The organism is uncultured Flavobacterium sp., from assembly GCF_963974175.1.
GTDB lineage: Bacteria > Bacteroidota > Bacteroidia > Flavobacteriales > Flavobacteriaceae > Flavobacterium.
This window is the reverse complement of record NZ_CAXBBR010000001.1, coordinates 194523-218135: the sequence shown is the minus strand read 5'-3', so window position 1 is coordinate 218135 and position 23613 is coordinate 194523. Positions and strand designations below refer to the sequence as shown.

The 23613-nt window shown below is 33.4% G+C and carries 15 protein-coding genes; 13 read left to right on the top strand and 2 right to left on the bottom strand.

Translation table 11 applies throughout. From position 1 onward, the window contains the following. Nucleotides 1-67: 67 nt before the first annotated feature. Both AAC069_RS00915 and lipB read left to right on the top strand, forming a co-directional pair. A complete protein-coding gene (locus AAC069_RS00915) occupies nucleotides 68-796 on the top strand; it encodes a hypothetical protein (RefSeq protein ID WP_339918653.1) in 729 nt (242 codons plus the stop codon). Nucleotides 797-949: 153 nt separating this feature from the next. After that, the gene (lipB, locus tag AAC069_RS00910; RefSeq protein WP_339918652.1) at nucleotides 950-1651 is read left to right on the top strand and encodes a lipoyl(octanoyl) transferase LipB; all 702 of its coding nucleotides are present in this window, start codon (nucleotides 950-952) and stop codon (nucleotides 1649-1651) included. A 384-nt stretch (nucleotides 1652-2035) separates the two neighbouring features. Here the strand turns inward: lipB and AAC069_RS00905 are convergent, their stop codons facing one another. After that, complete coding sequence (locus AAC069_RS00905) at nucleotides 2036-2695, bottom strand: ribonuclease HII (RefSeq protein WP_339918651.1); 660 nt, start codon at nucleotides 2693-2695, stop codon at nucleotides 2036-2038. A 457-nt stretch (nucleotides 2696-3152) separates the two neighbouring features. Here AAC069_RS00905 and AAC069_RS00900 point away from each other — a divergent pair, with 457 nt between their 5' ends. The 9 genes from AAC069_RS00900 to AAC069_RS00860 all read left to right on the top strand — a co-directional run bounded on the left by AAC069_RS00900 (nucleotide 3153) and on the right by AAC069_RS00860 (nucleotide 19488). Then, nucleotides 3153-6287: a TonB-dependent receptor gene (locus tag AAC069_RS00900; protein ID WP_339918650.1), complete on the top strand. Its 3135-nt coding sequence runs from the start codon at nucleotides 3153-3155 to the stop codon at nucleotides 6285-6287. Between the two features lie 10 nt (nucleotides 6288-6297). Next, the gene (locus AAC069_RS00895) at nucleotides 6298-7731 is read left to right on the top strand and encodes a RagB/SusD family nutrient uptake outer membrane protein (protein ID WP_339918649.1); all 1434 of its coding nucleotides are present in this window, start codon (nucleotides 6298-6300) and stop codon (nucleotides 7729-7731) included. A gap of 1025 nt (nucleotides 7732-8756) precedes the next feature. Further along, nucleotides 8757-11900: a SusC/RagA family TonB-linked outer membrane protein gene (locus AAC069_RS00890; protein ID WP_339918648.1), complete on the top strand. Its 3144-nt coding sequence runs from the start codon at nucleotides 8757-8759 to the stop codon at nucleotides 11898-11900. Between the two features lie 9 nt (nucleotides 11901-11909). Beyond that, nucleotides 11910-13406 carry a RagB/SusD family nutrient uptake outer membrane protein gene (locus AAC069_RS00885; protein WP_339918647.1) on the top strand — a complete coding sequence of 499 codons (1497 nt, stop codon included), beginning with the start codon at nucleotides 11910-11912 and terminating at the stop codon, nucleotides 13404-13406. A 249-nt stretch (nucleotides 13407-13655) separates the two neighbouring features. Beyond that, nucleotides 13656-15602: a putative porin gene (locus AAC069_RS00880; RefSeq protein ID WP_339918646.1), complete on the top strand. Its 1947-nt coding sequence runs from the start codon at nucleotides 13656-13658 to the stop codon at nucleotides 15600-15602. A 241-nt stretch (nucleotides 15603-15843) separates the two neighbouring features. Beyond that, entirely contained in the window at nucleotides 15844-17205 is a 1362-nt protein-coding gene (locus AAC069_RS00875) for a pyridoxal-phosphate dependent enzyme (RefSeq protein ID WP_339918645.1), read from the top strand. A gap of 144 nt (nucleotides 17206-17349) precedes the next feature. Then, nucleotides 17350-17832, top strand: coding sequence for a 3'-5' exonuclease (locus AAC069_RS00870; protein ID WP_339918644.1), 483 nt, complete (start codon nucleotides 17350-17352; stop codon nucleotides 17830-17832). A gap of 74 nt (nucleotides 17833-17906) precedes the next feature. After that, nucleotides 17907-19175, top strand: coding sequence for a DUF2851 family protein (locus AAC069_RS00865; RefSeq protein WP_339918643.1), 1269 nt, complete (start codon nucleotides 17907-17909; stop codon nucleotides 19173-19175). Nucleotides 19176-19248: 73 nt separating this feature from the next. Continuing rightward, a complete protein-coding gene (locus tag AAC069_RS00860; RefSeq protein ID WP_074721373.1) occupies nucleotides 19249-19488 on the top strand; it encodes a PspC family transcriptional regulator in 240 nt (79 codons plus the stop codon). Between the two features lie 82 nt (nucleotides 19489-19570). Here the strand turns inward: AAC069_RS00860 and AAC069_RS00855 are convergent, their stop codons facing one another. Next, nucleotides 19571-21022: an amino acid permease gene (locus AAC069_RS00855; RefSeq protein ID WP_091084251.1), complete on the bottom strand. Its 1452-nt coding sequence runs from the start codon at nucleotides 21020-21022 to the stop codon at nucleotides 19571-19573. Nucleotides 21023-21340: 318 nt separating this feature from the next. Between AAC069_RS00855 and AAC069_RS00850 the strand changes: the two genes are divergently transcribed. After that, a complete protein-coding gene (locus tag AAC069_RS00850) occupies nucleotides 21341-22228 on the top strand; it encodes a helix-hairpin-helix domain-containing protein (RefSeq protein ID WP_339918642.1) in 888 nt (295 codons plus the stop codon). Between the two features lie 184 nt (nucleotides 22229-22412). Continuing rightward, nucleotides 22413-23582 (top strand): acyl-CoA dehydrogenase family protein, encoded by a 1170-nt coding sequence (locus AAC069_RS00845; protein ID WP_339918641.1) that lies wholly within the window; start codon nucleotides 22413-22415, stop codon nucleotides 23580-23582. Nucleotides 23583-23613 lie beyond the last annotated feature (31 nt).

Sequence of the window (23613 nt, the reverse complement as noted above, 5' to 3'; positions counted from 1 at the left end):
TATTTTGTTAAAATTTAATTTGTAAAATAAAACTGCAGTACTTTTAGGATCGCAAAAACCAAATTAAATGAAAAAGACGATTCTTTTATTGCTTACATTATCGTTATTAACTAGCTGTGAAGTTACAGAAACACTCCGCATTAATCCTGATAACAGCGGAACAATTGAATATGATAGCCATAGAAACGAAAACAGCTACATGCAAATTGCCAAAGAAGAGTATTCCAAAGAAACCATATTTCAAGATACTACATATGTATTTGATGAATACATTAATAAATACAATGCTAATTTTATTAAGTACACTCCAAAAGAGCAAGAACTATTCAATCTATTTAAAAACGTAAAAGTGCACATGAAAAAAAGCGCTTTTGATAAAGAATACAGAACAACAATTTCTCAAGATTTCAAAAAAGTAGAAGACGTTGCAGACCTCACAAAAACACAAGACTATGCGGATGACATTAGACACAATTATGCCTTAACTGCCGAAGAACATTATTATAATATCCGCTATACTTTAAATGGAAATCAGTTTAATAGAATTGTGACTATTACAGATGAAGCTCTCTTTAAAACAGAAAAAGAAAAATTGGAGATGTACAAAAAGCAGCTTGCAAACTTTAAGTTGGTACAGTCTTATGTCATAAAATATTATTTTCCACGAAAAATAAAAAGTGTTTCAAACAACGATGCGATAATTAGCTCCGATAAAAAATCATTAGAATTGCAATTCAGTATAGTTGACTTTCTACAAAACCCCGTTAATACAAATCTTGAGGTAGTGTTGGAATAAATTATTATTTTAAAAAAATCGTTAACCAAGAAAGTTTCTGACTTTGTGACTTCATGGCATAAAACGAGAATTAATAGTACCTTTGTATCTAACAAATAAGTGAACGAAAATAGATTGCTTTGCTTCGTGCTTCGCAACTCCTAACAATTTCAAATGAACAAAACAATCCAACTTCAAGATTTAGGAAATAAAGATTACAAAGAAACTTGGGAATACCAAGAAGAGTTGTTTAAAGGAATCGTTGATCTAAAAATTAGGAATAGGAGAGAGGAACTCGAATTAGAAACACCTAACTATTTTCTTTTTGTAGAGCACCCACATGTATATACCTTAGGCAAAAGCGGTGATTTATCTAATTTACTGTTGTCCGAAAAACAGCTCGAAGACAAAGGCGCCACTTTCTACAAGATAAATCGCGGAGGTGATATTACCTATCACGGGCCTGGACAAATTGTGGGGTATCCCATAATCGATTTAGATAATTTCTTTACTGATATTCATAAATACTTACGCTTTCTGGAAGAAGCCATTATTCTTACTTTACAGGAGTATGGTATAGAATGCGGACGAAGCGAAGGCGAAACAGGGGTTTGGTTAGGCGTAGGAACACCATTTGCTAGAAAAATATGTGCTTTGGGAGTTCGTGCTTCACGCTGGGTGACCATGCACGGATTTGCTTTAAACGTAAATGCTGATTTAGGTTACTTCGATAATATCATTCCATGTGGAATTCGCGGTAAAGCGGTAACATCATTAAATGTGGAATTAGGTGTTGAAAAAGTCAACGAGGAAGAAGTAAAAGAGATAATCTTAAAACATTTTACAGAATTGTTTGCTTGCGAAATTAAACGCTAGCCGCGAAGAATAAAATAATACTCAAAGTCCGTACAGTAATATTTTAGCTATGGCCTAATCATAAAGGTAAAAAGTAGATTGCCCTTACAGGACTTATATAGGTCAAAATAAATCAGAACAATGTAGAAATATATAAGATGAAGTTTGTTCTTAATGAACCTTAATTTCTTAATGATTCAATCTGCAATCAAAAATCAATAGCAATTTCAGTAACGAAAAATTAATTTCAATCTGAATTCGCTTATTTACGTATAAGTCTGCAATCAAAAAAAGTTGATCTACAAACATAATTCTTTTTTAAAATCAAGGAGCAATTATAAAAAACTATAAACCTCCAATATTCTATCGAGTCTCCCTCTCATTTGGAGAGGGCTGGGGAGAGTGTTAAATGTCCAGCTTCAATTGTTCTGGCAACAATCTAAAACTCATTCGGTGGTATTTAGTAACGCCATATTTTCTAATCGCTTCTCGGTGCTCTTTGGTTGGGTAGCCTTTGTTTTGTTTCCAGTTATACATTGGGAATTCTTCGTGAATCCTGTTCATATAATCATCTCGATATGTTTTTGCCAGTACTGATGCTGCGGCAATACTCATGAATTTCGCATCTCCTTTTACAATACTGCTACTTGGAATGGAGGTCAAAATCTCGATTTCTGCCGGAGTAAAAATTTTCCCACTACTATTTTTTATGCCTTTTTTTCGAATAAAAGGGCTGTTTCCGTCTACAATAATATATTCAGGTTGCGGATTGAGTTTTAAAACACATTCCTGCATTGCCTTTATGGAGGCATTCAAAATATTGATACCATCAATTTCTAAGGGTTCAAGATGCGTCACCGCAAAAGTAACGGCTTGGTCCTCTATAGTAGGACGTAATTTCTCTCGTGCTTTTTCCGATAATTGCTTACTGTCATTCAGAATTATATTTTCAAAATAGGCAGGAAGAATTACAGCGGCGGCGGTAACTGGCCCCGCAAGACAACCGCGACCGGCTTCGTCCGTTCCGGCTTCTAAAAGGAGTTTTGAATAATTAAGTTGGAGCATAGCGCAAATTTATAGAAAAATGATTCAACTGTACCTATAATAATTTTAATCTAATGGCATATCATTTTACTAATGTATTTGTCTTGTTTTGAGGTTAGCTGTAGTTTGTCTGAATTTAATGATCGTAGAATTGAGTTGCTGATTATATTTGAGCATATCAGGAGTTTACTAAATAGCATACCGTGATTGGTCTTCTTAGTGAGTAAAAATAAACCATTATTTTCTGATCGCTGTTGTACTTTTTTGGTAGTCAATTCTTCTTCGCTAAAGACACTTTTTTTGTAAAAGCTTTTACGTGGAAGTATGTTTAGGTTCTTTTAGCGATGGTAGTTTGAAAATGAGTTTTTTTTATTGTGTGTATACTATTGTTATTAAAATGTTAAACTTTATGCTTTGTTTACTTTTTTTTGTGATAAAAAAAGCTCAAGTTTGTAATAACTAATTCAAATACTTAAAAATGAGATCAAAATTCAAATGGATTATAACGTTATTAATAACGTTATCTATGCAGTTTTCTTTTGCACAAGAGAAAGTAATTAAAGGTGTAGTTTCAGATAGCTCTGGACCAATACCGGGTGTTAATGTTGTCGTTAAAGGCACAAAAGTGGGTATACAAACTGACTTTGACGGTAAGTTTTCAATCCAAGCAAAAACTGGAGATGTTCTAGTTTTTTCTTTCGTAGGCTTGGAAGATAAATCTGTGACTGTTGGGAGTTCAACTAGTCTAAATGTTAAATTACAAGCAATGGCTAAATCTCTTGATGAGGTTGTTGTTGTAGCTTATGGAAAGCAAACGGCTAAATCTATTGTTGGTTCTGTTGCTACAATAGACAGCGAGGTATTGCTTAAGCAACAAGCTACAAACGTAATGACCGCTTTACAAGGAAGTGTAGCAGGGGTTAATATTATCGCTGCTGGAGGAATGCCAGGTGAAAACCCTACAATTCGTATTCGTGGAACAGGTTCTATCAATGCTTCTTCAGATCCTTTAATTATTTTAGATGGTGCGCCGTTTAATGGTAATTTAAATTCAATTAGCTCTGATCAAATCGAATCGATGAGTGTTTTGAAAGATGCCTCTTCAACAGCTCTTTATGGGTCTAGAGGTGCTAATGGTGTTATCCTTATTACAACTAAAAGAGGGAAGTACAATACAGCTCCTAAAGTTAGTTTAACTTCTACACTCGGTTTCGCTGGGAATGCTGTTCCATTACATAAAATGGTTGGTTCTGACCGATACATGCAATTAAATTGGGAAGCATTAAAAAATACAAACCAATATGTTAGTCTTCAAACTCCGGCTGTTGCAGGTGCTAATGCCTCAACTGCTTTAGTTCCTAGATTAGGTTATAATCCTTATACTGCAGCTACTCCTGTTGATGCTAATGGAAATTTAACTACAACAAATAAAAAGTGGGATACAGACTGGGCTGATTTAATGTTGAATAATTCAGCGGTTAGAACTGAGCATACTTTATCTATTGCCGCAGGTGGTGAGGATACTAAGTATTATTTTACGACTAATTACTTGTCTCAAGAAGGTAATGTTGTTACCTCTAAATTTGATCGTGTAACAACTCGTTTAAGTGTTGATACTAAGGTTAACAGTTGGTTGAAGTCAGGTGTAACAATGTTTTTTTCTACATCAGATCAAAATTTTCCTTCACAAAGTGGATCAAGCTATCAAAGTGCAATTCAATTTGTTTATACAGTGCCTTCAATTTATCCAGCGTATAGAGTGGATGAGAGTGGTGATTTAATTTTGGATGGTAAGGGTCAAAGGATATTTGATTATGGAGCAACTCCTGGTCAAGCTTTGAACGGGAATCGTCCACAATTAAACAATGAGAATGCTTATGGATCATTGTACAATTATAAAATTGGATACAAAAGAGATAATTATACAGCTAATGCATTTTTAGAAGCGACTTTAGCTAAAGATTTGACTTTCAAAACAACTTTTGCATATGACAAATATTTGTATGATTCTTTTGTTTATGCTAGTAATGAAGTGGGTTATGCGTCTAACGTAAAAGGTAGAGTAACTCAAAATAGAGATGTTACTACAGGGATAAATATAATAAATGCTTTAAATTACAAGAAAGTATTTGGAGATCATGGTTTTGCTGTAGATTTAATTCAAGAAGCGTATCGATATAAATATGATGCTTTAGGTGCTCAAGGTGAAGGTTTTTTACCAGGAGTTCAGGTTTTAAATGGAGCAACAACACCTACTAGTGCTTCAGGATATATTGCTGAAGATAGAATTTCAAGTTATTTAGGACGTTTAAGCTATAACTTTAAAGAGAAATATTTTGTGGAAGGTTCTTTTAGAAGAGATGGTTCTTCAAGATTTAACCCAGATGTTAGATGGGGAAGTTTTTATGCAGTTGGTGGATCTTGGATAATTTCGGAAGAAAATTTCTTGAAAGATAGCAACGCTATTACTAGTTTGAAATTAAGAGGTTCTTATGGAGAATTAGGAAATAATCAGACACAAGATGCTAACGGAAATGCAACTTATTTCCCTTACCAACAATTATTCGAAACAGGATATAATGAAGGAGATAATACTGGTGTTGTTCTTGGTGGTGCTGTTGACCCTAATTTGTCTTGGGAGAAAACAGCTTCAAGTAATGTTGGTTTAGATTTTGGTTTCTTTAATAATAGAATTACGGGTTCTGTAGATTATTATGATAAAAAATCTATTGATTTACTATATAATAAACCTGTTGCAGGTTCTACTGGTAATACTGGAATACTAACTAATGTAGGATCGTTAAGAAATTACGGTTGGGAATTTGCGTTGAGTACAACTAATGTTCAGAATTCTAAATTTATGTGGACTACTGGTGTTAACTTGTCATTTGATAAAAATGAAGTTGCTGAGTTGACTCAAAAAAGTTTCATTAACGGAACTAAAAGATGGGAAGTTGGTAGATCTCTATATGAGTACTACATACAAGAATGGGCTGGTGTTGATCCAGTTGATGGATACGGAATGTGGTATAAAGATATTTTAGGTACTGATGGAAAACCAACAGGTGAAAAAGAAACTACTAAAAAATATGCTGAGGCTTCAAGAAATTATTCTGGGGCAACATCGTTACCAAAAGCTATTGGTGGGGTTACAAACTTCTTTAAATATAAAAACGTAGATTTAAATATTTTGTTTAACTTTAGTTATGGTGCTTCTGTTTATGATAGTACATATGCAAGTTTAATGGAAGGTTTTGAATCAAGTGGTAGAGCTGCACATCAGGATGTTGAGAATCGTTGGCAAAACCCTGGAGATGTAACTGATGTTCCTTTGTTATTGACTGCTAATAATGATTTTAATGCTACATCAACTAGATTTTTATTTAAAAACGATTACATAAGATTAAAAGCTTTAAATTTCGGTTATAATTTTTCTGCAAGTGCACTTGAACAATTTCATTTGTCTAAATTAAGATTGTATTTACAGGGAGATAATTTATGGACTTACCAATCACATAAAGGGATTGATCCAGAACAAAGTTTTGCTGGTACTACAAATAGTAGATCATACAATCAAAGAATTATGTCTTTTGGTGTTAATATAGAATTTTAAAAAAAAAAATATGAAAAATATAATTTCAAAAATATTCATCGCTTTTATGGCTTTGTTTATGATGGTGGGATGTAGTCAAGACTTTCTTGATGATCCAAAACCAACAGATGCTGTTTCACCCGATGTAGTTTTTACTTCTAGAACAGGAGTAGAAGCTTTTATATCCGGTATAATGAGAAGATTTAGAGGGCAATATACTCGTACTGATGCTGCAGGTCTTAACTCTATGTTCTTTGCAAGAACTATGAAAGGAAATGATTTGATTCAGGCGAATACTTGGTTTCGTGATGATTATGCAAATGATAACCGTGAGCCTACGTACACAAGAAGTAGTTTTTCATGGAACTATAGCTTTTATATGATCAATCAGGCTAATGCATTGATTAATGGTGTTGAAGGTAGTACTTTAGGGGATAGCGATAAAAAAGAATTGGCAGCATATGGTTATGCATTGCGCGGGTTTTTCTATCATCAATTAGTATTGGAATTTTGTCCTACTTATAGTGCTGACAAAAACTTCCCAGCACCTCCTATTTATACTGAATTGTCTTTGGCAGGAAAGCCTATGTCTACAGTTGATGAGGTTTATAAATTGATTGTTTCTGACTTAACTAAGGCGGTTAATGGATTAACTGCTAATCGTTTAGGTAAATCTTATATCAATAAAAATGTAGCTCAAGGTATTTTAGCTCAAGTTTACCAAGTTATGGGTAACTGGCAAGGTGCTGCTGATGCTGCAAAAGCTTCTTATGGTGGAAATCCAACAGCTGTTTTGAGTCCGTCAACTTATAGATCAGGATTTAATGACATTTCTAATCTTGAATGGATTTGGGGTAGTGCGCAAAGAACGGATCAATCTAATTATTATTGGAATGCACCAGCTTCAATGGCAGATCATACGACCGTTTCTTATTCAGCTACATATGTTAATAATGATTTTGTTAATTTATTTTCAGCAACAGATGTTAGAGCTTATTTTGTTAGAAAAAGTACAAGTATAACTAGTACTACTGACTACAGATACTGGACTACACGTAAATTTAAATTTACATTTGACAGCGATAATGCGATCATTAGAACGCCGGAAATGATTTTAATCGAAGCGGAAGCTAAAGCTAGATTAACAGGTAAAGAGAGTGAAGGTCATGATTTACTTTATGTTTTACAAAAAAACAGAGATGTTAATGCAGTTAAATCAACGAATACTGGTGCTGCATTGATTAATGAAATTTTAGTGGAAAGAAGAAAAGAACTTTACGCTGAAGTTGGAGTGGAATGGTTTGATGCTAAACGATTAAGAAGAGGTATTACACGTACTGGAAATCATAGAATTGGAGCGTCAGCTAGTTTAACTGCTGATGATAAGAAATTTTTCTTGAAAATTCCTCAATCAGAGATTGATGCTAATGATTTTATTGATGATTCAGTAAATGATAATCGATAGTTAGTATTTTTTATTTTAAAATTAAAACCGAGTAGGCATTTGTCTAACTCGGTTTTTTTTTTACAATAAGAATTTAGGTATATAACTAGTCTTGATTTTTTAAATTTATTTCTCGATTTTTTTAAAGTTTGATTACAATTAGACCTGCTTTTTTAGCAGGTTTTTTTATTTCGAAAGAAATATTTTTATCAATGTTATTTTACAGGATTACTTATTGTGTTCAAACTTTTTTTTGACCCGGCTTTTTTGATCTTTCCTTCTTTAAAGTATTTGGTTATAAATGAATGGATTGTTTCAGGAACCTATTTGTTTATTTCTACAAACGTCAAAGCGATATTATTTGTTTGTGTTAAACATAATTTTTTGTTTTGTGTTTAGCTATTTATTAGAATGATCCATATTTCTGAATCATGTATCTACTTTTGCGATACTGGTACCTGGGGTGAAACTCAAAGTGTCAACTTTTAATGGAGTTAAATTTTTCAAACTACTATTTTTCATACCCTTTTTCGAAAAAAGGGAATATTTCCATCCACAAGGCGATATTCGGATAGAAGATTTGGCTTCAAAACGTATTTAAGCATCGCTTTTATTTCTACATTCAAAATTTTGAGAGAGTCAGTTTCGGGTAGTGCAAGATCTCTTAAGGGAAAATTAATGGCTTGATGTTCAATAGTAGGAGCTGAATTTTCTTTTATTTTTGGAGATCATTGCTTAACGTAACTCAGAATTTTATTCTCAAAACGGATAGGGTAAATTATTGCAGTGGTAGAAATTAGTCCCGCTATACAAGAACGATCAGATCTATCTGTCCCGAATTCTAATTTTATTGTCGCAAAGAATAATCTTGCCATTTGGCAGTATTTCTGACAAAATAAGGCTAATAATCAGGTTAGAGTAAGAATATGACCTTTTATGGTAGAAATCTATAGTAATTTCTTTTTTAAGAAACATTAACAATAAAAATTTTTTTTTAATATTTAATTGTGATTTTTGCAGAATTAACTAACTCAAATATATTTAATATGAGATTAAAATTCAAATGGATTTTTACGCTATTGATTGCGTTATCTATGCAGTTTTGTTTTGCCCAAGAAAAAATCGTTTCAGGGGTGATTTCAGATGCAAATGGTCCTATTCCTGGAGCCAATGTTTTTAACAAGGCAATCAACAGGTCTACTCAAACTGATTTTAATGGAAAGTATTCTATTATTGCAAAATCAGGGCAAGTTCTAGAAGTTTCTTATGTGGGTATGAAAAACACATCGGCAACGGTAGGAGTTTCAAATACTTTAAATGTTAAAATGACTGCCGCGGCAGAGGAGATGGATGAAGTAGTAGTTGTAGCTTATGGTAAAGCTAAAAAAGCTTCTTATACTGGTTCTGCAACGACCATTAAAGGAGAGAGTTTAGATAACAGAGCAACAACAAACGTTCTTTCTGGAATTGAAGGTTCTGTTTCGGGAGTACAAATTCAAAGTGCTTCAGGTCAACCAGGTTCACAACCTTCAGTTAGAATTAGAGGTTTTAGTTCTATTAGTGGATCTAACACACCTCTTTATGTTGTTGATGGAGTGCCTTTTACAGGTGACATAAATAACATTAACTCAGCTGATGTTGAAAGTATGACGATATTAAAAGATGCTGCATCTACCTCTCTTTATGGGTCAAAAGCAGCAAATGGTGTTGTTATTATAACTACGAAAAAAGGAACATCTGCTAAAGATAAATTCACATTAAACATGAGTTCAGGTCTGAATACAAGATCTATTCCTGAATATGAAAGAGTTGATGCTTTTCAATACTATCCATTAATATGGGAAGCTATTAGAAACAGTAGACCAATGAGTACACTTGCTTTATTAGCAACTGCAAATGCTTTTGCTTCTACAAGGACTCCTATTGACTTAGTAAATAACCCATTTAATGTTACTAATGCAAATTTATTTGATGCAAACGGTCAATTAAATCCAGCGGCAAAACTATTGTATGCTAATGATTTAGATTGGGCAAAGCAATTACAGAGAGCAGGAGTTAGAAGAAATGTTGATTTCTCATACCAAGGAAAAACGGAAAGAAGTAATTATTTTGTGTCAATTGGAAATTTAAGTGAAGAAGCTTCAATTCTAAATTCTGATTTCAAGAGAACTACTGCTCGTGTTAACGTAAACACTAAATTAAAAGAATGGTTTAAAACTGGAGCTAACGTAGCAACTACCTATACTAATTCAAATCAGGCGGTTGACGGTGTAGCAAATACTTCATCTTTCAATAATCCTTTTCGTACTATTCGCTACATGGGGCCAATTTACCCTGTCTTGAGTCATAATTCGACTACTGGAGCAGTAATTTTAGATGCAACTGGTAACCCAGTATATTCACAACTACGTGGATCTGGTGCTTCAAATGGTAGGAACGTTGTTTATGAAACTTTAAATAATGAAAATAGAGATAAAAGTTTATCTTTTAATGGTCGTACTTATTTAGAATTAACACTTTTAAAAGATTTTAAATTCACTACAAACTTTGCATTTGATAATGCACATTTTAACAATAATGTTTTCTGGAATAAAGTGATTGGTGATGGAGCACCTGATGGATATGCATCACGTACTAACACTGTTACAACTGGAGTTACTTTTAATCAATTACTTGATTATACAAAAGTGCTAAACAACCATAACATTAGTGCTTTAGTAGGTCATGAAAGTTTTGACTATGAGTACAACTACATGTTTGGTTCTAAAAGAGGACAAGGTGTACCTAACAATAACGAATTCATAAACTACCTTACGGTTTCTGATTTAAATTCGTACACAAGAAATTATGCAACTGAATCGTACTTCTCTCGTTTAGGATATGATTATGACGGAAGATATATCTTATCTGCGTCTGTACGTAGAGATGGTTCTTCAAAATTTGCAGCTGCTAACAAATGGGGTAACTTCTGGTCAGTAGGTGCTGCATGGAATTTAGGGAAAGAATCATTTGTTGAAAATATTGGATGGATAAATGAACTGAAATTTAGAGCTTCATTTGGAGAAGTAGGTAATGATTCACATATCAGCTACGGTGGTTTGAATTATTACATAGGCGCTCCTACTTTTTCATTAGGGCTTAATAATGCTAGTGAAGTTGGAATTCTTACTAATGATCAAGGAGCTCCGAATCTTAAATGGGAGAAAAATACTCAAAAAGACATCGCTTTAGATTTTGCTTTTTTTGGTAATAGATTAAGAGGTTCTGTAGAATACTATAATAGAACAACAGATGGATTAATTTTTAACGTACCAGTTCCTGTTTCCTCAGGATTAGATTCTAAAGTTGAAAACATTGGGTCAATGTTCAATCAAGGAATTGAAATTTCTATTGATGGAATGATTGTTAAAACAAAAGACTTCTCTTGGAATATTAATGTTAATGCTTCTACTATTAAAAATGAGATCACTGCATTGCCACAAAAAGAAATTATTAGTGGTACTAAAAAATATACAGTAGGGAGTTCAATTTACGACTATTGGTTAAGAAGTTATGCTGGTGTAGATCCTGCAGATGGATATGCTTTATATAAAGTTGACCCATTGTTAACAACTCCAACTGATACTGATTCAAGAACAGTAAATGGAGTTAATGTTACAATAAATCAAAACAAAGCATTATACGAATACCAGGGATCTGCTTTACCTGATTTGTTTGGTAGTTTTACCAATACTTTCAAAGTAGGAGGATTCCAAATGGATGTATTATTTACTTACCAAATAGGTGGGCAAACGTACGATACTAACTATGCTGCATTAATGCATTCAGGTAATAATTATGGATCTGCTCTAAGTACAGACATCTTAAAAAGATGGAAAAAACCAGGTGATATTACTGATGTACCTTTATTAAACATATCTAGAAATACTCAAAACTCTGCAGCTTCAAATCGTTGGTTAGTTGATTCTGATTACCTTTCATTAAGACAAGTGTCATTATCTTACAACTTACCGAAAGAATTAATTTCGAAATTAAAAATTGATGCGGCTAAGTTCTATGTGAATGGTGAAAACTTAAAGTTATTCGCTAAAAGAGAAGGATTGGATCCACAAGCTAATTACAATGGAACTACTCAAAATAGATTCTCGCCTTCTAGAACTATTTCATTAGGAATCAATTTAAACTTTTAAAATAATATCATGAAAACATTTAAAATAAAATTTTTACTGGTGGTATTATCAATACTATCATTAAGCTCTTGTTCAGAAGATTTCTTGGTGAAAAAACCAACGGAATTTGTAGACTACACTTCAGCTACGTCTACGACTGCAAACCTATATTCTTTATTAAACGGAATCCATAGATCTCTTTATATTAGATATGAGGGGCAAAACGAAACTGGAATTGCAGGATGTATGCAACAAGTAGATATTGCTGGTGAAGATATTGTCTTCCCAATATCAAACGGTTGGTTTCTAACAGTTTATAACTGGACTGGTTTAAACAATGAAAACTCTCAAGATGTTGCTTTTCCATACAGAACTTTTTATAGAATTAACAGAAATGCTAATACAATATTAGAGAATGTTGATGTAGCAACTGGATCAGATGTTGATAAAAAAATAATAAAAGGTCAAGCATTATTATATCGTGCATTCGCTCATTTTCAATTGGTACAATTGTACGGAAAACGTTATGATGCAACTGCTAAACCAAACACACAATTAGGAATTCCAATTGCACTTAAAGTATCTAATGATCAATTACCTAGATCAACAGTGGAAGAGGTGTATACTCAAATAAATAAGGATATTGATGACGCTTTAGTTCTATTAGTAGGATATACTAAGCCAAACAATTCTCATTTAGATCTAAGAGTGGCTCAAGGTTTAAAAGCACGTGTTGCTTTAGTACAACAAAACTGGCCAGTAGCTTCTGCTAATGCAATACTTGCAAGAAGTGGAAAGTCTTTAATGACTAATGCTGCGTATGCTTCAGGTTTCAATTCATATACCAATTCAGAATGGATGTGGGGGAGTTTTGTAAATGAACTTCAATCTGAATCATTTGCTAATTTTGGAGCATATATGTCACGTAATTTCAGTTCTACTGTAATTCGTTCTTGCCCAAAAGCAATTTTTAATAAACTTTGGGATCAATTTCCTGCGACAGATGTACGTACTACAATTTTTAGCAAAACAGGTCAACACCCAAATATTACTTTGGTTTCAACTGCAGTAAAATTTCCTTATACTAGCCAAAAATTCCTTGCGGTAAGTACTGGAGATAGTAGATGTGATGTTCCTTACATGCGTATTGCTGAAATGTACCTTATAGAAGCTGAAGCAAAAGCGTGGATGGGTGATGCTACTGCGTCTCAAGCTTTATTTACTTTAATTTCTAATAGAAACCCTGCTTATGTAAAGTCTACAGCTACAGGTCAAACCTTAGTTAATGAAATCTATTTACATAGAAGGTTGGAATTATGGGGTGAAGGATTTAGATTTTACGATTTAAAAAGAACAAACTCAGCATTAAACAGAGTTGGACCTACAACAGTTCCTGCGACTACCTCTAACCATATTTCATCAGTTGCTTTAGAATTTAATATTCCTGCAGGTGACAAAAGATGGCAATGGTTGTTCCCAAGAGCAGAAATTAATGCTAACCCTGCAATTGTGCAAAATCCAAATTAATTTTTTGCATGTATAAAACAAAATAACATAAGGTTATTTGTATTTTGAATTTAGTAGAAGAATCTGCTCAGTATACTGAGCAGATTTTTTTTTGTTTTTAATTTTGTTAGGAATTGAACGGCTTGATTTAATCGAATGGTAATAATTAAAAACGGGAACGTTTTTAATGTGTTTTTTTATATGTTTTTATCATTTACCTTTGCTCGATTAACTGTTTAAAAATAATAGCCTAACTATATATCATTCCAAATGAGAATACTCTTTTTTTTATATTTTTTAGTATTGCCTACAATCCTATTTTCGCAAATAAACTCAAGAGAAGAAGATCCGAAAAAAAGCATTGCCGACAAACTCAGCGGTCCTAAAACAGCAGACAGTATTAAGGTCGCTACCATGGATCAATATCGATTTATTTCTATAGAACGCGATACTACTTACATTGATACTTCGTTGACGATCCAAAGAGAATATAGTTTTAATTATTTGCGAAAGGATAATTTTGGACTTTTGGCTTTCGCCAATGAGGGTCAAACCTATAACACGCTGCAATATAGTTTAACAGCGTTTTCTCCTTATCCTGAATTTGGTTTTAAAGCCAAGCATTTTAATTTCCTGGAAGCGAACCAAATAAGATATAGTTCTGTTGCCACTCCTGTTACCGAATTGTATTTCAAATCGGTGATGCAAAAAGGACAATCTCTCGATGCTTTTTTTACGATAAATACTTCGCCAAGACTTAATTTTTCGATTGCCTACAAAGGTTTGCGTTCTGAGGGGAATTATATTAATCAGTTGTCAAGTACGGGGAATTTTAGATTTACCACAAGTTATAACACGCTAAATAAACGGTATTTTGCGAATGCACATTTTACCTATCAGGATATCTTAAATGAGGAAAATGGCGGAATAACAACAATATCTGATTTTGAAAGTGGAGACGCGAATTATGATAACAGACAAAGACTTGAGGTTTATTTTAATGATGCAGAATCATTTCTAAAAGGCAAGAGGATATTCTTGGATCACTTTTTCAGAGTAAATCCTAAAAAAGGGGACAACAATTTATACGTTAGCCATCAATTTAATTACGAGAATAAATTTTTTGAATACAATCAAGCAACGGTACCTTCGACTGTAGGTTCACAAACGATTTATCGATTTGGAGATTCTTATGTAACTAGTGGGATTAATGACCAGACACATTATAATAAAATGTATAATAAAGTGGGCTTAATCTATGAAAACACAACACTTGGTAAGTTTCAGTTTTTTGCAGATGACTTCAGAAGCAATTATTACTACAGCCAAATATTGATAAGGGATGATCAAACTATTCCAGCTTCATTGATCAGAAACATTAACAGCGCGGGAGGACAGTATGAATATCAAAAGAAGAACTGGAATGGGAAGTTTTTATATTCAAGATCAGTAACGAATCAATCGTTATCTGATTTAGAGGCTAAATTAAATTATGATTTTAATGATGATTATCAATTCTCTTTTGGATATCAAAATTTGAATAAGTTGCCCAATGACAATTACAACTTATATCAAAGTAGCTATGTTAATTTCAACTGGTCTAATAATTTCAAAAATGAAAAAATAAATTCTGTCACTGCTAATGCGATTACTCCTTGGGTAGAAGCATCAGTACAGTTTATGACGTTAGATGATCATTTGTATTTTGAGAATATTGCCACAGATGAAAATCAGCAAATTGTGACTCCAAGTCAATATGGGAATACTATAAATTATGTTTCTGTTAAAGCAAGTAAAGAAATCAAATTTGGAAGATTTGCGCTTGACAATACACTTTTATATCAAAAAGTGAGTCAGCAGGATGCAATCCTAAATGTTCCTGAAATCGTGACCAGAAACACTATTTATTACACTAATCATCTGTTTAAAAAAGCCTTGTTTTTACAAACAGGGGTTACTTTGAATTATTTCACGAATTATCTTGCCAATGATTATAATCCAGTAATTGGGGAGTTTTTCATTCAAAATAAAAAAGAAATTGGGAATTATCCAACCCTTGACTTTTTTGTCAATGCTCGAATTCAAAGAACCAGGATTTATGTAAAAGCAGAGCATTTTAACTCTTCTCTTACAGGAAATAATTTCTACTCCGCTCCTAATAATCCGTATCGAGATTTCATGATTCGTTTTGGGCTAATTTGGAACTTCTTTAATTAATCGTTTTGATTTTCATGGAGTTTTATAGCATTTCTTATTCGTCGGAATACATTGCTTTCATTGGCTTGACCATAATTTAGTAAAGTATATTGCGTCAATTAAAATCACTGAACTTCTATTTGAATAAAAGTTCAGGAAGTAATGACGAACGCAATTTTGCAGAAGCAGGAATGTTTTCTAACAAAATACTATCTTTGCAAAAGTATTTATAACAAATTACAATCTTAAAAATTACAATTAAATGCAATACGCAGAAAATATACTAGGTACAATAGGGGATACACCATTAGTGAAGTTAAATAAAGTCACTGAAGGAATAGATGCATTAGTGCTTGCTAAAGTAGAAACTTTTAATCCCGGTAATTCTGTAAAAGACAGAATGGCGGTAAAAATGATTGCAGATGCTGAGGCTGACGGTAGGCTAAAACCAGGAGGAACTATTATTGAAGGGACTTCAGGAAATACAGGAATGGGACTTGCTTTAGTAGCTATTATCAAGGGGTATAAACTGATTTGTGTTATCTCTGATAAGCAATCAAAAGAGAAAATGGATATCCTTCGTGCCGTTGGGGCAAAAGTAGTGGTATGTCCTACGGATGTAGAACCTACTGATCCTCGTTCTTATTATTCTGTTTCTAAAAGATTGGCGACTGAAACGCCAAATTCTTGGTACGTAAATCAATACGACAACCCATCGAATGCTATTGCACATTACGAGCAAACTGGGCCTGAAATTTGGGAACAAACAGAAGGTAAAATTACTCATTTTGTATCAGGTGTTGGTACGGGAGGAACAATTTCAGGTGTTGGAAAATACCTTAAAGAAAAGAATCCTAATATCAAGATATGGGGAATTGATACCTATGGTTCAGTATTTAAAAAATACCATGAAACAGGGATTTTTGATGAAAACGAGATTTATTCTTATATAACAGAAGGAATTGGAGAAGATATATTGCCATTGAATGTAGATTTTTCTTTGATTGATGGTTTTACCAAAGTAACAGATAAAGATGCTGCAGTATACACTCGAAAAATTGCTCTTGAAGAAGGGATTTTCGTTGGGAATTCAGCTGGAGCTGCCATAAAAGGATTGCTGCAACTAAAGGAGCATTTCAAGCCGGAAGATGTAGTTGTTGTTTTGTTTCATGATTCAGGAAGTCGCTATGTAGGGAAGATGTTTAATGATGACTGGATGCGCGAACGTGGTTTTCTTGAAGAAGAAGTTACAAAGGCAGAGGATGTTATTAAAGATCATATTGACAAACCTTTAATTGTGGCTCGTACTGAAGAATTGGTTTCACATGCGATTGAAAGAATGCGTAAATATAAGATTTCACAAATACCAGTAATGGATATTACAGGATTTGTAGGGTCTCTTGATGAGTCTGACTTGTTTCAAAGTTATGTGCAAGATAAAAACTCAGCCGAAAGACCAATTCGGGAAATTATGGGGAATCCTTATCCGATCGTACAGCTGGGAACAACAATAGAAGAAGTTTCTAAATTGTTTACCAGAGATAATGCAGCAGTATTGATTGATTTAGGAAAAGGAAGACACCACATTATTACAAAATATGATATTATAGGTTCTATAAAATAGTTTTTAGCCCTGATAATTACAGTATACAAACCACGGTTTTGACGAAATTTATTCGTTAAATTCGTGGTTTTTTTTAATGATATATAGGTATTCAAATACCATATCGTAAATTCGAAGTTCTAACATCTAACCTCTAGCTTTAAAATGACTTTCACAGCAATAGATTTTGAAACAGCAACTGCATTTCACCCTTGTTCAGTTGGGATAGTAACAGTTGAGAATGGAGTCATAGTAGATGAATTTGTCAGTTTGATCAAGCCGCCAAACAATCTGTATTCTCCTTTTACCATTCAAGTACATGGAATTTATCCAAGGGATACGGTGAATGCCAAATCATTTTCACAGGTATTTCCTGAAATCCAAAAACGACTCCAGAATAGAGTTGTTGTGGCGCATAATGAAAGCTTCGACAGGAATGTTTTAGCCAAATCAATGGCGCTATATGGCTTAAATTATGAGGATTTAAATTTGTCACCTCGGTGGGAGTGCACCGTAAAAATATACAAAGCCAAAGGATTAAAGCCAACAAAGCTTAGTGATTGCTGTAGAACAATGAACATTCAATTGAATCATCATGAAGCTTTATCAGATGCTCGGGCTTGTGCTAAACTATATTTGTTGAGGTAGTTTTCAAAATTCAATTGGAAGTACAAGTTGTTCGTTTTTTCATTACTTTAGTCTCTTAAATACAAGGCTTTACGATGAAAGAAGATTTTCTCCATTACCTCTGGAAATTTAAGAAGTTCGATACCCTAAATTTGAAAACTTCAAATAATGAGGGAATCACGATTGTTAATGTAGGCCAGTATTTAGAATTGGCAGGTCCTGATTTTTTCAATGCTCAAATTACAATAGGGGATCAAATGTGGGCTGGAAACGTCGAGATTCACCTAAAATCTTCTGACTGGTATGTGCATCATCATGAAAGAGATGCGGCATACGAAAACGTAATTCTACATGTAGTTTGGGAACACGATACCGAAATTTACAGAAAAAACAATACTGAAATTCCTGTTTTGGAGCTTAAGAAATATGTCGACCAAGATACAATAGATAACTATCAGTCTTTGATGTCGCCAAAGGCTTGGATTTTCTGTGAAAAGCAGTTAGCGGATATCTCCCCTTTTGTTTTAAAAAACTGGCAGGAGCGTTTATTTTTTGAACGATTAGAGAGAAAGTCCAAACCTATTTTTGAGTTGTTACAGCAAACCAATAATGATTGGGAGGCGGTTTTATTTTGCCTGTTGGCAAAAAACTTCGGATTAAATGCAAACGGGGAAATCTTTCTGAAAGTAGCAAGTTCTATTCCATTTTCAATTATAAGAAAGGAAAGTTTTGAAGTCGAAAATTTAGAGAGCTTACTCTTTGGCAATGCAGGACTATTAGACGTTGATAAGGAGGATAATTATTTTAAAGATTTAAAATCGAGGTATTACTATTTATTGCACAAATACCAAATAGAAAAAAGCAGTTGTAATCGCGTTCAGTTTTTTAAACACCGTCCCGATAATTTCCCCACCATACGACTGTCACAATTGGCAAATTTGTATCATAGCAATCAGAATCTATTTTCGCAAATTAGCGAGATTACTTCGGTGAAGGCGATCTATGATGTTTTTCGGGTTTCGGCTTCTTCCTATTGGCAAGATCATTACCAATTTGATAAGGAAAGCCCAAAAAAGAAGAAAATGCTATCGAAGTCATTTATAGATTTGATTATCATAAATACCTTGATCCCAATTCAATTTGCTTATGCTAAAAGTAGAGGAGAAGAGATTGCCGAAGATTTAATTCAATTACTAAATGAAGTTGCGCCAGAGAAGAATGCTATTGTAGATAAATTTAGCTCATTCGGATTGAAGTCAGGAAGTGCTTTTGAAACGCAGTCACTGCTGCAGCTTAAGAATGAGTATTGTGCTAAAAGTAAATGTTTAGAATGTGCCATTGGGATGGAATTAATGAAGGGGTAGTGATTCTTATTTGCTTTAATTTCGAGAAATAATAAATTCGTACTTTTGTAAAATAGAATATAAAACTAATGCAATGGGACAAAGTGTACCTAGAATAATAAAACTTAAATATTTTTTTGAAAAGTATGGCTTCCATGTATCATCGCGGCTGGCAGATAGTTTAGGAATGAGAGTAACGAGCGTAAGGCTGTTCTTTATTTATATATCGTTTGTAACTGTAGGATTATGGTTTGGAGTTTATTTGACACTAGCCTTTTGGATTAGGCTAAAGGATTTGATTCGTGCTAAGAGAACTTCAGTATTTGACTTGTAATAAAACTTGAAATAGTTATAAAGAAAAAGGGATGATAAAGTGTTTAAATACTTTATCATCCCTTTTTTATATTAGAATAAATCTATTTATCCGGATTGTTTAATTTACTGTGCTTTTTACCGTAAACAAAATACAGAGCAACACCAATTGCCATCCAAAGAACTAATCGAATCCAACTTTCGTAAGGTAGAGAGTACATTAAGTACGTACAAACTAAAACCCCCGCAATCGGTACGTAAGGAACGAATGGGGTTTTGAAAGACCTAGGAGCATCTGGCATTTTTTTACGCATTACTAACACACCAATACATACTAATACAAAAGCAAGTAAAGTTCCAATACTTACCATGTGTCCTAGATCACTTACCGGTACAAAACCAGCAAATAAACTAACGAATACCATGAAGAAAAGGTTTGTTTTATAAGGAGTACGGAATTTTGAGTGAATTTGTCCAAATAAAGGAGGTAAAAGTCCATCTTTACTCATAGTGTAGAAAACACGGCTTTGTCCCATTAACATCACAAGCATTACAGAAGTATATCCCGCTAAGATAGCGACAATTAATCCTGTTTGAAGGAAAGAATATCCTGTTACTGCAAATGCTGTAGCAGCAGGTTTTGCATCACCAACAAATTTGTAGTAAGGTACTAGACCAGTCATAACGTGTGCAAACAACACATATAGTATTGTACAGATAACTAATGAACCTAAAATACCAATTGGCATCCCTTTTTGAGGGTTTTTTGCTTCTTGTGCAGCAGTTGAAACTGCATCAAAACCAATGAAGGCAAAGAAGACGGTTCCGGCTCCGGCAGCAATTCCAGACCAACCAAATTGACCTTTAATGCCAGTATTTTCAGGAATATATGGAGAGTAGTTTGCAGGGTCTATATAGTCCCAACCTAAAACAATAAACATAATTACAACAATAACTTTTAGTACCACTAATATATTATTTATAGAAGCAGACTCTTGAGTTCCTCTTATTAATAATAATGATAGTGCAGATACGATTAAGATAGCAGGTAGGTTGATGTAACCACCGTCTATAATAGTTCCATCACCCAATGTTAATGTTTCCCAGGGGGAGCATATAAATTTTGGATTTAGATGAACACCATATTTGTTTAATAATTCGAGTAAGTATCGCGACCAGCTGACTCCAACGGTTGCGGCTCCCAAAGCATATTCAAGAACTAAATCCCAACCAATAATCCAAGCCATGAATTCTCCCATAGTTGCATAAGAATACGTATACGCACTACCTGCAACAGGTATCATTGAAGCAAATTCAGCATAGCAAAGTCCCGCAAAGGCACATCCTATGGCTGCTAAAACAAATGAAAGTGTAACTGCCGGTCCAGCATGTTCAGCAGCAGCAATTCCAGTTAAGGAAAATAAGCCCGCTCCGATAATCGCACCAACTCCTAGAGCAACTAGGGATCTTGAAGATAAAGTTCTTTTTAATCCTTTCTCATCTTCTGACGCTTCATTTAATAAAACCGAAAGTGGTTTTGTTTTCCAAATTGACATATATTTATTAGTTTTAGTATTAATAGCGCTCAAATGTATTATTTATTTTATAAAAAATAAAAGTTATTGTATAAATTAATAGCGAAATAAATTTGTAACAAAGGTTTCGTTTACTTTTGTTTTTCAGTCTTGTAGAATCGTGAAATTTTAATTTGATTATTTGTACAGTAATTAAGCGCTGATATTTAGATTATTATTTTTTTTTGGGAAGGATATTTTAAAAATTATTTTCTAAATTTAGACTTTAAAAACAGCGAGTAGTTAATTTTTAAAAGCAATGAAAATGATCAAAATTCCTTTACATTTATTTCGGGCAAGATGTACTTAAGAGGCATTAAGAGTTATTTTGCGTTTTCCGCAGAACAGCGTACTGGTATTGTGATATTATTTACAATAATAATCATTTTGCAGTCAGTCTATTTTTTTGTGGATTTCAATACAACGCAACCAGTTTCATCTAATAAACAAAAATGGCTTGCCATGCAATCTAAGATTGATTCATTAAAAGAATTAAATCCAAAGTATATTGTAAAAACATATCCGTTTAACCCTAATTTTATAACCGATTACAAAGGATACAAACTCGGTATGTCTGTTCTTGAAATAGATCGGCTATTGGATTATAGAAAAGAAAATAAATATGTAAACTCTGCAAAAGAATTTCAAGCAGTTACCCAAGTTTCTGATTCTTTATTAAACGCTATAGCGCCTTATTTTAAATTTCCGGATTGGGTTAAAAACAAGATGAACAATAAGGGGTATGTTAAATATGAAAATAAGGCTTTCGCCAAAAAAGAAAAAGTAGCTTTAATAGATATTAATTTAGCAACACAAGAAGACCTTATAAAAATATATGGAATAGGAGAAGTAATTTCTCTACGTATTTTAAAATTAAAAGAAAGTCTTGGAGGATTTGTTTCTATGGAGCAAATGAATGATGTTTGGGGTCTATCTCCTGAAGTAGTAGAGAATCTTAATTCGCATTTCAAAGTGTACGCTTTACCTTTGTTGCATAAAATCGACATAAATAACGCGTCTTTAAAGGAGATTTCGCAATTCTCCTATTTTAGATATGCACTGGCAAAAGAAATTGTGACCTATAGGAGTATGAACGGGGACATTAAGAATGTTGAGGATTTAATAAAAATTAAGGGGTTTCCTGTTGAAAAAGCAAATATAATTGCCTTATATTTGGACTTTAATTAGAAGTTTGCAATTAGCTGGTTTGAATTTTTTAAAATTTACTGCAAAATCGTGGTTTTGTAGTATGTTTTTTTTTTCTTTAAACCATAGGTCTATCGTGTTACTCTAAAAGAAACTTAAAACTGAAATATAAAGCTGTTGCTTTTTATTTCAATCACGTCAATTTGTTAAAAATAATATTAGTTATATGAATTCAAGTTATTTCACAGAAGAACATCAATCGTTTAGAGAGAGTTTAAAAGATTTTTTACAAAAAGAAGTTGTGCCTCATATTGAAAAATGGGAGAAAACGGGTAAAATTGAGCGTTTCATATGGAAAAAGTTCGGAGAAATGGGCTTTTTCGGAATAAGGTATCCAGAGGTTTATGGAGGATTAAATTTAGATTTGTTTTATACCGTTATTTTTTTAGAAGAACTTCAAAAAATTAAATCAGCCGGTTTTGCAGCTGCTATGTGGGCACATTCTTATTTAGCCATGACGCATTTGAACGCAGAAGGAGATGAAAGAATCAAGCAAGATTATTTAGTTCCAAGTATTTCTGGTGACAAAATAGGTGCTTTGTGTATTACAGAACCTTTTGGAGGTAGTGATGTTGCAGGAATGCGTACTACTGCAGTAAAAAAGGGAGATAAGTATATTATTAATGGTTCTAAAACATTCATTACAAACGGTGTTTATGGAGATTATTATGTAGTTGCGGCAAAAACTAGTCCTGAGCTTGGAAATAAAGGGATAAGTATGTTTTTGATGGATAGTAACTTGAAAGGAGTTTCTGCTGTTAAACTTGACAAACTAGGTTGGAGAGCTTCAGATACTGGGGAAATTGCATTTGATAACGTAGAAATTCCTTTAGAGAATTTAATGGGAGAAGAAGGTAAAGGTTTTCCTTATATTATGCAGCATTTTGCTTTAGAACGTTTGATTATGGCTATAAATGCTCATGCAAGAGCTGAGTATGCAATTGAGTATACAATAGAATATATGTCGCAAAGAGAGGCTTTTGGGAGAACAATAGATAAGTTCCAGGCATTGAGACATACAATAGTAGAACATGCAACAGATGTTGAGCATTGTAAAGTGTTTAATTATGCTGCTGTAGCGCGATTAGATAAAGGTGAATATGTAGTGAAAGAGGCAACTATGGCCAAATTGAAATCTACAAAAGTGGCTGATGAAACAATCTATAGTTGTTTGCAAATGCTAGGAGGTTACGGTTATATGGAAGAATATCCTTTAGCACGTTTATTAAGAGACAGCCGTTTAGGACCAATAGGAGGCGGAACTTCTGAAATTCTTAAGGAGATATTGTCAAAAATGATAATTGATAATAAAAATTATAAGCCAGCGGTGGAGTAAAAGAGCTTTTAAAATAATATGAAGAGTCAAT

Coding starts and splice junctions, on each gene's coding strand:
- AAC069_RS00870 (WP_339918644.1), top strand. CDS start 17,350: ATGACTTTCACAGCAATAGATTTTGAAACAGCAACTGCATTTCACCCT.
- lipB (WP_339918652.1), top strand. CDS start 950: ATGAACAAAACAATCCAACTTCAAGATTTAGGAAATAAAGATTACAAA.
- AAC069_RS00900 (WP_339918650.1), top strand. CDS start 3,153: ATGAGATCAAAATTCAAATGGATTATAACGTTATTAATAACGTTATCT.
- AAC069_RS00865 (WP_339918643.1), top strand. CDS start 17,907: ATGAAAGAAGATTTTCTCCATTACCTCTGGAAATTTAAGAAGTTCGAT.
- AAC069_RS00895 (WP_339918649.1), top strand. CDS start 6,298: ATGAAAAATATAATTTCAAAAATATTCATCGCTTTTATGGCTTTGTTT.
- AAC069_RS00875 (WP_339918645.1), top strand. CDS start 15,844: ATGCAATACGCAGAAAATATACTAGGTACAATAGGGGATACACCATTA.
- AAC069_RS00890 (WP_339918648.1), top strand. CDS start 8,757: ATGAGATTAAAATTCAAATGGATTTTTACGCTATTGATTGCGTTATCT.
- AAC069_RS00885 (WP_339918647.1), top strand. CDS start 11,910: ATGAAAACATTTAAAATAAAATTTTTACTGGTGGTATTATCAATACTA.
- AAC069_RS00850 (WP_339918642.1), top strand. CDS start 21,341: ATGTACTTAAGAGGCATTAAGAGTTATTTTGCGTTTTCCGCAGAACAG.
- AAC069_RS00845 (WP_339918641.1), top strand. CDS start 22,413: ATGAATTCAAGTTATTTCACAGAAGAACATCAATCGTTTAGAGAGAGT.
- AAC069_RS00880 (WP_339918646.1), top strand. CDS start 13,656: ATGAGAATACTCTTTTTTTTATATTTTTTAGTATTGCCTACAATCCTA.
- AAC069_RS00905 (WP_339918651.1), bottom strand. CDS start 2,695: ATGCTCCAACTTAATTATTCAAAACTCCTTTTAGAAGCCGGAACGGAC.
- AAC069_RS00860 (WP_074721373.1), top strand. CDS start 19,249: ATGGGACAAAGTGTACCTAGAATAATAAAACTTAAATATTTTTTTGAA.
- AAC069_RS00915 (WP_339918653.1), top strand. CDS start 68: ATGAAAAAGACGATTCTTTTATTGCTTACATTATCGTTATTAACTAGC.
- AAC069_RS00855 (WP_091084251.1), bottom strand. CDS start 21,022: ATGTCAATTTGGAAAACAAAACCACTTTCGGTTTTATTAAATGAAGCG.